Origin of the sequence: Kitasatospora sp. NPDC097643 (assembly GCF_040302625.1) — a bacterium.
Taxonomy (GTDB): domain Bacteria; phylum Actinomycetota; class Actinomycetes; order Streptomycetales; family Streptomycetaceae; genus Kitasatospora.
Genome location: NZ_JBEOSA010000049.1, coordinates 59,370 through 71,079, shown reverse-complemented (window position 1 = coordinate 71,079; position 11,710 = coordinate 59,370). Strand labels below are relative to the sequence as shown.

The 11,710-nt window shown below is 72.1% G+C and carries 9 protein-coding genes; 7 read left to right on the top strand and 2 right to left on the bottom strand.

The genetic code is table 11. The features are described 5' to 3' along the window. Positions 1-40 precede the first annotated feature (40 nt). On the bottom strand, positions 41-754 hold the full coding sequence (locus ABTY15_RS27210; protein ID WP_350600786.1) for a Type 1 glutamine amidotransferase-like domain-containing protein: 714 nt from the start codon (positions 752-754) through the stop codon (positions 41-43). Positions 755-852: 98 nt separating this feature from the next. Further along, on the bottom strand, positions 853-1,494 hold the full coding sequence (locus ABTY15_RS27205; RefSeq protein ID WP_350600784.1) for a class I SAM-dependent methyltransferase: 642 nt from the start codon (positions 1,492-1,494) through the stop codon (positions 853-855). A gap of 110 nt (positions 1,495-1,604) precedes the next feature. Here ABTY15_RS27205 and ABTY15_RS27200 point away from each other — a divergent pair, with 110 nt between their 5' ends. From ABTY15_RS27200 to fxsT, 7 genes are all read left to right on the top strand, one after another. After that, positions 1,605-2,033 carry a VOC family protein gene (locus ABTY15_RS27200; RefSeq protein WP_350600781.1) on the top strand — a complete coding sequence of 143 codons (429 nt, stop codon included), beginning with the start codon at positions 1,605-1,607 and terminating at the stop codon, positions 2,031-2,033. 174 nt (positions 2,034-2,207) lie between these two features. Continuing rightward, positions 2,208-3,383 (top strand): trypsin-like serine peptidase, encoded by a 1,176-nt coding sequence (locus tag ABTY15_RS27195; protein ID WP_350600778.1) that lies wholly within the window; start codon positions 2,208-2,210, stop codon positions 3,381-3,383. 74 nt (positions 3,384-3,457) lie between these two features. Then, a complete protein-coding gene (locus ABTY15_RS27190; protein WP_350600775.1) occupies positions 3,458-3,781 on the top strand; it encodes a hypothetical protein in 324 nt (107 codons plus the stop codon). 116 nt (positions 3,782-3,897) lie between these two features. Beyond that, entirely contained in the window at positions 3,898-5,337 is a 1,440-nt protein-coding gene (locus ABTY15_RS27185) for a serine/threonine-protein kinase (protein WP_350600772.1), read from the top strand. 73 nt (positions 5,338-5,410) lie between these two features. After that, positions 5,411-6,181 carry a hypothetical protein gene (locus tag ABTY15_RS27180; protein ID WP_350600767.1) on the top strand — a complete coding sequence of 257 codons (771 nt, stop codon included), beginning with the start codon at positions 5,411-5,413 and terminating at the stop codon, positions 6,179-6,181. Positions 6,182-6,328: 147 nt separating this feature from the next. Then, complete coding sequence (locus ABTY15_RS27175) at positions 6,329-7,702, top strand: TIR-like protein FxsC (RefSeq protein WP_350600763.1); 1,374 nt, start codon at positions 6,329-6,331, stop codon at positions 7,700-7,702. Next, positions 7,699-11,706, top strand: a complete 4,008-nt coding sequence (gene fxsT / locus ABTY15_RS27170; RefSeq protein WP_502893599.1) for an FxSxx-COOH system tetratricopeptide repeat protein — start codon at positions 7,699-7,701, stop codon at positions 11,704-11,706. Before ABTY15_RS27175 ends, fxsT begins: the two co-directional genes overlap by 4 nt. Positions 11,707-11,710: the final 4 nt, after the last annotated feature.

Here is an 11,710-nt window from a genome sequence, read left to right as displayed (position 1 = left end):
GGATCTGTCGGCCCGGCCGACTTCCTGCGCGACAGGGGGCTCAGAGCGGGAGGCGTTCGCCGCTGCGGTAGGCGTGGACGGTGGCGCCGCCGTTGCCGGTGGGGAGGACCAGGTGGGCCCGGCCGAGGCCGCGGACCAGGGGGGCGGGGCCGTCGACCGTCAGGGCGGTGTTCTCGTCGAGTGCCACGCCACGTTCGACCGCGCCGGTGGCCACCGCCTCGATCAGCCGCGGCAGGGTGCCCCACTGGGCGGTGTGGATCTCCACGGCGAAGTCGACCAGTGCGAGGCCGTCCCGGACCTCCCACTCCTCCAGGTCCTCACCGGTCTCCTCGGGGCAGAGCGGTGTGCCGCCGGTCAGCCAGCCGCCGACCACCGCCCGCCGGGCGGCGATCGCGGCGCCGGCGGAGAACCCGGCGTACGGCAGCGGCCGCCCGGTCAGGTGCGCGGCGAGCGGTCGGACCAGGGCCTGCTGGTACGCCGGGGTGAGGCCGCCGCAGACCAGGACGGCGTCGGCGGCGTCCAGCGCGGCCGGGTCGAGCTCGCCGCCGATCGGCACCAGCACCGGGAACGGCCGGCACGGCCGGCCCGAGGTGCGCAGTGCCCCGGCCCAGCGCTCGTACTGCTCGGCGCCGTCGCCCTCGTCGATGACCAGGCAGGCGACCGCCGGATCCGGGCCCGCCTCGTCGAGGAACGGCCCGTACAGCTCCGGCCGAGCCCCCTCGTCCCAACCGCCGCCGATCAGATGCACCGCCATGCCTTTTGCTCCTTCCGCCCCTGTGGCGGTCAGAGCCTAGGCAGCGGGGCCAGCCCCGCTCGACCGGTTTTCCGGGGCCCGGGGGCACGGGGACCCGGTCACCTGCGGGCGAGGAGCTGGATTCCCGACGAGGCGTTGCCGTTCATGGTGGTCACCGGGATCCGGCGGGTGTCGGTGATCTCGAAGTCCGCGAGCAGGGACGGGAACCAGTCGTCGGCGTGGTGCCGGCAGACGGCGCCGTCGCCGGTCTCGAACACGCCGTAGGTGCCGTACCGCTCGGCGAACGCGGCGTAGCGGTCGCGGTTGCGCGCGTCCTCCTGGAGGAGCAGATCGCTGACGTAGAGGACGCCGCCCGGCTTGAGCACGCGGTGCAGTTCGCCGACCAGCCGCCGCTGGGCCTCGTCGCCGGGGACGCAGGTCAGCACCGCGAAGAGGACGATCGCGTCGACGCTCGCGTCCGGGCGGGCCAGGGTCGGCGGGGTGTCCAGCACGTCGAAGGCCATGGCGGGGTGCAGTTCGCGGGCCCGGGCGATCATCCCGGCCGAGGTGTCGACACCGGCCAGGTGGGTGAAGCCCTGCTGGGCGAGGGCGTCCACGGTCCGCCCGTAGCCGCAGCCGTAGTCGAGGATCACGGCGTGCCGGTCGAGGCCGTCCAGCCACGGCAGGTGCAGCGGGTGGGTGAACGTCTTCGTGGGCGCGACGGAGTCCCAGTAGGCGGTCTGGCGGTCGAGCTCGGACATGGCGGAAGCCTCCCTAGGTGACCGGAAATTGACGATCATGCTGCCACGGGCTGGGGATGGCCGAAACTAATCGGCCGCGCTCGGCCCGGGCCCGCCGGTATGGTGCGCCGGTGTCATCGATCAAGAAGTTCCAAGTCACGTTCGACTGTGCGGAACCCGAGCGCGTCGGTCGGTTCTGGTGCGAGGTGCTGGGGTACGTCCCGCCGACGCCGCCGGAGGGGTTCGCCACCTGGGAGGACTACGAGCTCTCCCGGTCTCCCGAGGAGCGGGGTTCATGGTTCGCCTGCAGTGATCCCACCGGCGAGGGCCCGCGGCTGTACTTCCAGCGCGTTCCCGAGGGCAAGGTCGTCAAGAACCGGGTGCACCTCGACGTGCGGGTCGGCACCGGGCTCGTGGGTGAGGAGCGCCTCGCCGTGCTCGAAGCCGAGTGCGCGCGACTGCTCCCGTTCGGCGCGGTCCGCGTGGAGCTGCTGTACGACGGCCACGACTCCTGCATCGTGATGCAGGACGTCGAGGGCAACGAGTTCTGCATCGACTGAATGGGCCCCGAACTGGCCTTATGAGAACCGGCCTTGACTGATCGACAGCTGATTGGGCAGGCTGCGCGACGGCGGTCACCGAAGCCCGGTGGGCCGCTGTCGCGCACGGGGGGCCATCGCGCGTAGTTCGGTGTGCGCCCTTCCGTGTCCTTTTCACTCACGGGGGATCACCGAATGAGTCGTCCACGCCTGGTCGGGCGCGCCGTCCTGACCAGCCTCACAGTTCTGGCCCTGTCGATGGGCGGCCTGAGCACGGCCGCCTCGGCCGCCACCGCGGGTCCGGTCACCGACGGGCCCGTCACGACAACGGCCACCGACCCGACCGCCTACACCAACGTCGAGCGGATCTCCGACGACGACGGCAGCGACCCGGCCGCGACGCAGGCCGCGCTCGATGCCTGGACGCCCGAGGCCATGCAGTCCGCCATCTCGATGGACACCGCGCCGGTCACCTCCGGCAACACGGGCTCGGCCACCCGCCAGGACGAGCAGCCGACCAACACGCCGGTCATCTCGGCCTCGTCCTGGCTCGCCCAGCCGGCTCCGGCGGCCACCGCGCCGTCCACCGACCCGGGCGCACCGACCGGCCCGGTGGACAACGCGTCCGCCGACGCCAGCCCGGCGGACACCAGCACCGGTACCGCCCAGCCGCAGGCGCAGCCGATGGCGAACGACTGGCCGACCAACGGGCTGCCCTCGGTCGGCGCGCTGTTCTTCAACGTCGGCCCGATCCACGAGCGCTGCACCGGCACCGTGATCAACACCGGCACCGGGAACATCATCGCCACGGCCGGCCACTGCATCTGGAACCGGATGGCCAGCTGGCTGCCGCCGACCCCGATGCCGAACCCGGTCTTCGTGCCCGGCTACCACAACGGGCAGGCCCCGTACGGCAAGTGGTCCGTCAAGTCCCGCTACATCGCCACCGCGTGGAAGAAGAACCTCCACCCGGACTACGACTACGGCTTCATCGTCCTCAACAAGTCGAACGGGCGCCGGATCCAGGACGTGGTCGGCGCCAACGGCTGGCGCACCAACGCCGGTTACAGCAACTGGGTGGAGATCACCGGCTACCCGGACAACCGCGACCAGCCCCTCCAGTGCTTCGCCTGGACCCGCCAGGCCAACAACTGGATGTGGCAGCTGATCTTCCCCTGCGACAACTTCCACACCGGCGTCTCCGGGTCGCTGCTGCTGGAGAACTACGGTCGCCAGATCCCCCAGCTCGGTGTCGCCGTGGCCTCGCTCGGCGGCTACCAGCAGGGCGGCAACAGCGACAACACGTCCTACGCGGTGCTCTGGAACGGCAACACGGCGGCGCTCATCAACGCCGCGGTCCGCGGCCAGTGAGGCAAGCACTGCGGTGACACCATCGGGGCGGGCCGACCGGGCCCGCCCCTTCCGCATGTTGCGAGGAGACGCCCGTGACCACACCGCAGTCCCCCTGGATCCGGCGCGCGGCCGTGCCGCTGACCGCGACCGTGCTGCTCCTGGCCGGTGCCGTGACGGCCCGCTACCTGCTGACCCATCCCGGGGACTGCGGCTGGGGCAAGGGCCCGCTCAAGCTCGGCGCCGGATTCGGCGTGCTCGTCCTGGTCGTCGTGGGTGTGCTCCTGGCCGTCCTGTCCTGGACCCTGTGCTTCGCGGAACGCAAGGGCGTCGTCGTCGCGGGCCGGTGCTTCGCCGCCCTCACCGTCCTCGCCGGCGTCGCTGCCGCCATGACCGCCAAGGCCCCGTACTGCGGCTGACGGCGGGTGCCGTCCGTGGCACGCGGGCCTCCGTTCGACGGACGGGGCCCGCCCCCGGCCGGTACGGTGTGGGCGCAAGTGACCTGCGGGCAGGACGGGTTACCCAGGGGGCAGCGATGCGGGGCGGCGCGATGATCGCCGGGCGTTACCGGATGGTCGAGTGCATCGGATCCGGCGGCATGGGCGCGGTGTGGAAGGCGCACGACACCTTTCTCGCCCGGGACGTCGCGGTCAAGTTGATCCATCCGGGCCTCGGCGGGGTGGCCGACCACGAGATGCAGGCCCGGTTCCGGCGGGAGGTGCTGATCACCGCCCAGTTGAAGCATCCGAACCTGGTCGCCGTGCACGACTGCGGGATCCACCACGACGCCGGGCAGCCGGTCCCGTTCGTGGTGGTGGACCTGCTGGTCGGGCAACCGCTGGACGTCCTGCTGAGGTCGGGCCGGCGGCCGACCCTCGCGGAGGTCGTCGAGTGGGGTGTGCAGACCTGCCACGGTCTGGCCGTGGCGCACTTCCTGGGGATCGTGCACCGCGACATCAAGCCCGGCAACCTCTTCCTCACCCGTCGCGAGGACGGCACCGAGGGCGTCGTCATCCTCGACTTCGGCATCGCCACTTCCCTCCAGGGCGACCACACCCAGATCACCCAGACCGGGTTCAACCCCGGCTCGCCCCCCTACATGGCCCCCGAGCAGGCCAGGGGCGAGCGCGTCGACACCAGCGCCGACCTGTACGCGCTCGGCTGCGTGCTGTACGCCCTCCTCACCGGCGAGCCGCCGTTCGGCCTCCAGCGGCAGCCGCTGGCCTTCGCGATGGCCCACGTCAGCGAGCCGCCCGTACCGCCCCGGCGGCTGCGCCCCGACATCCCCACCGCCCTCGACCGCCTCGTCCTCCAGCTGCTGACGAAGAACCCGGCCGACCGCCTCGGGCCCGCCCTCGCCGTCGCCGAAGCCCTCCGGGCCGTCACGGCGGACCGGCTCCCGGGCGCCGAGGAGCTGACCGCCGACTACCGGCGGGCCAACGGCCTGAGCCAGGAGGGCCGGCACGGCGAGGCCGCGACGCTGCTGGAACGCGTGGCGGCCGACCGGGCGCGGGTGCTCGGCGCCGACCACCCCGACACGCTCAGTGCCCGGCACAACCACGGCTACAACCTGGGCGAGGCCGGGCGGTACCGGGAGGCCGCCGCCCTGCTGGCCCAGGTGGCCGTCGACCGGGCCCGCGTCCTCGGCCCGGACGACCCGCACACGCTCAGCGCCCGGCACAACCACGCGTACAACCTGGGCCAGTCCGGCGAGCGCGCGCAGGCGGCGCTGCTGCTGGCCCAGGTGGCCGTCGACCGGGCCCGCGTCCTCGGGCCGAACCACCCGCACACGCTCAGCGCCCGGCACAACCACGCGTACAACCTGGGCGAGGCGGGACAGTACGCGGAGGCGGCGGTGCTGCTGGAGCGGGTGGCGGCGGACCGGGCGCGGGTGCTGGGCACGCACCACCGGCAGACCGTCAGTTCACGGCGGAGCCACGCGGTGTACGCGGGGAGGATCGGGCAATTCGGCTGACGCCGGGGCGTGGACATGGCATCGTTCCGGGGCGAAGGATCACCGGAACCGACCACTCCACGAAGGATTCACCGTGAGCATCAAGCGGGCCGCCGTCACCGGCGCCGTCCTCCTCTCCATAGCCACTGTCGCCGGATGCGGCGGTGACGGGAAGGAGAGCAAGGCCGCGGCCACGGGGTCGGCCACCACGAGCCCCGACCTCGACCGGCTGGAGTCGGCGACCGGTACGACGATCGTGGAGAAGGCGCGCGGCGAGCTCATGAAGGCCAAGTCCGTGAAGATCACCGGGACCGAATCGGACGGGGCGGAGAAGGCATCCTTCGAGGTGTCGGCGACACCCAACGGCGACTGCACGGGCTTCATCGGGCAATCGGGCGAGGGCAAGGTCGGATTGCTCCGCATCTCCGGTCAGACCTTGATCAAGAACGACGCCAAGCTGCTGAGCAAGTTCGGCGAGGTCGCAGAGCCGTTGAGGAGCCGCTGGGTGCGCGTGAAGTCCCAGGACATCCTTGACGGCGTGTCCGGGATCTGCGACTTCAAGCGGCTCCCGGTGTTCGGGGACGGTACCAAACCGGGCGAGGCCGGCAACGACGGCGCCAAGACGGTGAACGGCCAGAAGGTCGTGGGGCTCTTCGTGGCGTCGAAGCAGGACGGCGCGTACAAGGGGTACGTCGCGACGGAGGGGGCCCGTCCGGTCCGGATCGAGTCCTTCCAGTCCGAGGACGGCAAGCGGGAGCTGGCCATGGACTTCTCCGACTACGACGCGCCCGTCACGATCGCCGCCCCGCCCGCCGATCAGATCGTCGACGAGGACGAACTCAAGAAGACCGCCCCTGCGAGCTGATCATCTGTCAAACCCGCCTCGTTTCGGTCATGTCAATTCGTGCCGGTCGTTGTGCTATTCCATTGCGGCGTCACTCGTTCCTACACTGAAGCCCCGCGCACGGGGGCTGCGGGAACCAGGTTGCCGACGGGCCCGGGGGAGGCGCGTGTGAACGACCGTGGCTGGGACGAGGACGACGCCCGGCCGTACTTCTTCCTCTCCTACGCCCACACCCCGAAGGCCGGTGCGCGGGGCGCCGGCGATCCCAACCACTGGGTGCGCCAGCTGTACCGGGACCTGTGCGAGGCGGTGCTCCAGCTGACCACGGTCCCGGCCGGCGTGCCGGTGGGGTTCATGGACGAGTCCATGCACCAGGGCGAGTTGTGGGCCGAACGGCTGTCCGAGGAGCTGGCCGCCTGCCGGGTGTTCGTGCCGCTGTACTCGCCGCGCTACTTCAACAGCGTGCCGTGCGGCCAGGAGTGGCACGCCTTCACCCGGCGCCCGGTCTACCCGGCGAACATCGACTCGGAGCGCACCAGCGGCATCGTGCCGGTGCTCTGGGCGCCGATGAGCCGCTACCGGCTGCCCAAGGTCGCCAGCGAGCTCCAGTTCAACCACGCGAGCTTCGGGCCGGACTACGCCACCGAGGGCCTGTACGCGCTGATGAAGCTCACCTACTTCCGCTCCGCCTACGAGCTGGCCGTGCACCGGCTGGCGGCGCGGATCGTGCAGGTCGCCGAGGAGACGGTGATCCCGGTCGGGCGCCGGCTGGACTTCAACGGGCTGCCCAGCGCCTTCAACGTGACCGCGCCGACCAAGCAGCTGCGGATCTCCGTCCTCTCCTACCACCAGGGCGAGGTGCCGACCGACCGCAACCCCGACTACTACGGCGCCCGGCGCACCGACTGGCACCCGTACCGGCCGGCCGGCTCGCCGATCGCCCAGCACGCGGTCAGGCTGGCCCGGCAGTTGGGCTTCCAGCCGACCGTGCACGAGTTCGACGACGAGGTCGAGTCGATCATCGAGGGCAACGCGGCGGCCCCCGGCCTGCTGCTGCTCGACCGGTGGGCGCTGCGCGACCCGCAGCGCCGCGAGCTGGTCCGGCGCTTCGACCGCTCCGACGCCACCTGGGTGAGCGTGCTGGAGCCGTGGAACACCGACGACCCCGAGTGCGAGGAACGCGGCGGCGAACTCGGCGAGTTGAGCGACCAGGCGCTGCGGATCACCCGGCGGGCGAGCCGCCCCAGCTTCCTCGGCGTGACCGGTCCGACCGGGCTGAACACCCTGGAGGACTTCGACGACGCGCTGCCCCGGGCCGCGATGAAGGCCAAGTACGCCTTCGAGGGCCGCACCCGGGCCGAGCCGGACGACCCGCCGCCGCCCCGGCCGAGCCTGCGGGACGCGTTCCGGCGGGGCCCGGGCCCGAACCCCTTCGGCGGCGAGGACCAGAACGACGACGACCGACCAGAGCGCGACCAGCCAGCACGCGAGGAAGGCGACGACCCGGACCACGGGCCGTACCCCGGGGGAGGACCCAGATGAGTGAGAACCGCACCAGGAACCTCCGCATCGGGGGCCTCACCGCCGCCGAACTGGCCGCCCAGCGCCAAGCCGAGCGGCAGGCCTCCGAGCAGGACCGCAACGGCCGGATCATCACCTTCTACTCCTACAAGGGCGGCACCGGGCGCACCATGGCGCTCGCCAACACCGCCTGGATCCTGGCCGCCAACGGCTTCCGGGTGCTCACCGTGGACTGGGACCTGGAGGCGCCCGGCCTGGCCAAGTTCTTCCACCCCTTCCTCGACCCGGCCTCCCTCGCCGGCACCACCGGGATGATGGACCTGATCGCCGAGTACCGCGAGGAGGCGCTGCGCCCGGTCGAGCACGCCGAGGGCTGGCACCTGGACTTCGCCCGGGTGCACCCGCACGCGCTGTCGCTGTCCTGGCCGCTGTTCCCGCGCGGCGGCAGCCTGGACTTCCTCTCCGCCGGCCAGTTCAACCGGGACTACTCGGAGGCCGTCACCCACCTCGACTGGGACATCTTCTACGACCGCTTCGACGGCGGGCAGTTCTTCGACGCGCTCAAGGCCGACATGGCCAAGCGCTACGACTACGTGCTGATCGACTCCCGCACCGGCCTGTCCGACATCGCCGAGATCTGCACCGTCCAGATGCCCGACGACCTGGTGGTCTGCTTCACCCTGAGCGACCAGTCCATCGACGGCGCCTCCCGGATCGCCCAGCACATCCACGACCGCTACCGCGAGCGCGGCATCCGCATCCTGCCCGTCCCGATGCGCATCGACGAGGGCGAGAAGGAGAAGGCGGACGCCGGCCGGGCGCTCGCCCGGGTCCGCTTCGACGGCCTGCCGGCCGGCCTGAACGGCGAGGAACTCGCGTCGTACTGGGGCTCGGTGGAGATCCCGTACCGGCCGTTCTACGCCTACGAGGAGATCCTCGCCACCTTCGGCGACCAGACCGGCACGCCCACCTCGATGCTGGCCGCCTGCGAGCGGCTGACCGGGATGATCACCGAGGGCCGGGTCACCTCGCTGCCGGTGATCGACGAGGAGGTGCGGCTGCGCTACGTCGACGCGTTCACCCGCCGCCGCCCGTCGGTGCCCGCCGACCTCTACCTCTCCTACGTGCCCGAGGACCGGATGTGGGCGGACTGGATCGAGTCCGTGCTCACCCGGGCCGGCTTCCGGGTGCTGCCGCGCGACCTCAGCGCCGGCACCGACCCGCGCGAGGAGACCGAGCGCGGCATCGACGCCGCCTACCGCACCGTCGCCGTGCTCTCGCCCGCCTACCAGCGCTCCCCGCAGGCCCGGGCGCTGTGGGAGTCCGTGGTCAGCTCGGACCCGTCCGGCACCCGGCGCCAGCTCGTCCCGGTCCGGGTCGGCGACGTCCGGCTCACCGCGCCGTTCAGCAACCGCAACCCGGTCGACCTGGTCGGCCGGGACGAGGCGCAGTCCGTGCAGACCCTGCTGCGCGCACTCGGCCGCGGCGAGGTCGCCCTCGACGAACCCGCCAGCGGCGGTCCGCGCTTCCCCGGCAGCAAGCCCTCGGTGTGGGACGTGCCACCGCGCAACCCCTCCTTCACCGGCCGCGCCGCCGTCCTGGAGCAACTGCGCAACCAGCTGCGCGGCGGCATGGCGGCCGTGCTGCCCACCCCGCAGACGCTGTACGGCCTCGGCGGCGTCGGCAAGACCCAGGTGGCGCTGGAGTACGCGCACCGCTTCATGTCCGACTACGACCTGGTGTGGTGGATCGACGCCGAGCAGACCGAACTGGTCGCCCCGGCGCTCGCCGAGCTGGCCCGCCGGCTCGGCCTGCGGGTCGGCGACGCCGTCTCCGAGGCCGCCGAGGCCGCCCGGGAGGCGCTGCGGCGCGGCGTGCCCACCTCGCGCTGGCTGCTGATCTTCGACAACGCCGACGAGCCGGCCGAGATCCGCCGGTTCTTCCCCGGCGGCTCCGGCCACATCCTGGTCACCTCCCGCAACCAGGCCTGGACCGGACACGCCGAGGCGCTGGAGGTCGACGTCTTCACCCGCGGCGAGAGCGTCGAGCACCTCTGCCGGCGGGCCCGCGGCCTGTCCCGCCCGGACGCCGACCGGGTCGCCGAGGCGGTCGGCGACCTGCCGCTCGCCGTCGAGGTCGCCGCCGCCTGGCTGGACACCACCGGCACCCCCGTCGACACCTACGTCGCCCAGCTGCACGCCGAGGCCGCCCGGGCGCTGGCCGTCGCCCGCCCCGCCGACTACCCGACCCCGGTCGGCGCCACCTGGAACGTGTCCATCGGACGGCTGCGCCAGCAGTCCCCGGCGGCGGTGCGGCTGTTGCAGCTGTGCGCCTTCTTCGCGCCCGAGCCGATCTCGATGAACCTCTTCTACAGCGACCAGATGATCCGGGCGCTGGTGAAGTACGACGCCGACCTCAGCGACAAGTTCATGCTGGGCAAGGTGATCCAGGCGATCGGCCGGTACGCGCTCGCCAAGGTCGACGCCGGCAGCAACAGCTTCCAGGTGCACCGCCTCGTCCAGGCGGTGATCCGGGCCGAGATGACCGACGACGAGCAGGAGATCGCCGTCCACGAGGTGCACCGCATCCTCACCGGCGCCCGGCCCGTCCTCGGCGACACCGACGACCCCGCCAACTGGCCCGCCTTCGACGAGATCTGGCCGCACCTGTCGCCGTCCAAGGCGCACAACTGCGACGAGGCCGACACCCGCCAGCTGCTCATCGACCGGGTCCGCTACCTGTGGAAGCGCGGCGAACTCGACCGCGCCCGCGACCTCGGCCACGCCCTCGACGAGGAGTGGACCCGCAAGCTCGGCGAGGACGACCGGCAGACCCTGCTGCTGCGCTTCCAGCTCGCCAACGTGCTGCGCTCGCAGGGCAACTACGCCGAGGCGCTGGCCCTGGACGAGGCCACCCTGGAACGCCAGCGCGCCCTCCTCGGCGAGCACCACCCGTACACCCTGATGACCGCGGGCTCCCTCGGCGCCGACCGCCGGGCGCTCGGCCGGTTCCAGGCCGCGCTCGACCTCGACCGCGAAATCCTCGACCAGTTCCGGGAGTTGTTCGGGGACGACAACCCGCGCACGCTCTCCATGGCGAACAACCTGGCCATCGACTACCGGCTGGTCGGCAACAGCGAGGCCGCCCGCGAACTCGACCAGGAGACCCTGGACCGGCGCACCGCCGTGCTCGGCCCCAAACACCCCTACACCCTGTCCACCAAGTCCAACCTCGCCCGCGACCTGCGCGAACTCGGCGACTACCGCGGCTCGGTGGAACTCCTCCAGGAGGTCACCGCCGACCTCGGCGACGTCCTCGACCCCGACCTGCCGGAGAACCTGCGCAACGCCAAGTCGCTGGCCGTCTCACTGCGCCGGATCGGCCAGCTCGCCGAGGCCCGCCGGATCACCAAGGAGACCTACGAGCGGTACCTGGAGCGCTACGGCGCCGACGCGCCCGACGCGCTGGCCTGCGCGCTCAACCTGGCCGCCGACCACAGTGCCTCCGGCGACAAGGAGGCCGCCCGCGACCTGTGCGCCACCGTCTACGACGGCCACCGGCGGCTGTTCGGCGACGAGCACCCCTTCACCCTGGCCTGCGCCAACAACCTCGGCATCTACCTGCGGGGCAGCGGCGACGTCCAGGGCGCCATCGACCGCGGCCGGGCCACCGTCGACGGACTGACCAACTCGGTCGGCGCCGAGCACCCGTACACCCTCAACGCGCTGATCAACCTGGCCAACGCCTACGGCGACGACGGGCAGAACGAGCTCGCCGAACAGCTCGGCCGCGCCGCCTACCAGGGCCTGTGCGACCGCTACACCCCCCGGCACCCGGACGCGGTCGCCTGCGAGGCCAACCTCGCCGTCACCCTGCGGGCGCTCAACCGGCACACCCAGGCCGCCGAACTCCGGGCCCGCGCGATCGCCGAACTGATCCGCCAGGTCGGCGAGGAGCACCCCAACACGGTCTCGGCGCGCGGCTGGAAGCGGATCAACCGCGACCTGGAGCCGCAGCCGGTGTGACCCA

Bases quoted from the DNA above. Each gene is read 5' to 3' on its own strand.
- ABTY15_RS27210 (WP_350600786.1), bottom strand. From the start codon at position 754: ATGGCGGTGCATCTGATCGGCGGCGGTTGGGACGAGGGGGCTCGGCCG.
- ABTY15_RS27195 (WP_350600778.1), top strand. From the start codon at position 2,208: ATGAGTCGTCCACGCCTGGTCGGGCGCGCCGTCCTGACCAGCCTCACA.
- ABTY15_RS27205 (WP_350600784.1), bottom strand. From the start codon at position 1,494: ATGTCCGAGCTCGACCGCCAGACCGCCTACTGGGACTCCGTCGCGCCC.
- fxsT (WP_502893599.1), top strand. From the start codon at position 7,699: ATGAGTGAGAACCGCACCAGGAACCTCCGCATCGGGGGCCTCACCGCC.
- ABTY15_RS27185 (WP_350600772.1), top strand. From the start codon at position 3,898: ATGCGGGGCGGCGCGATGATCGCCGGGCGTTACCGGATGGTCGAGTGC.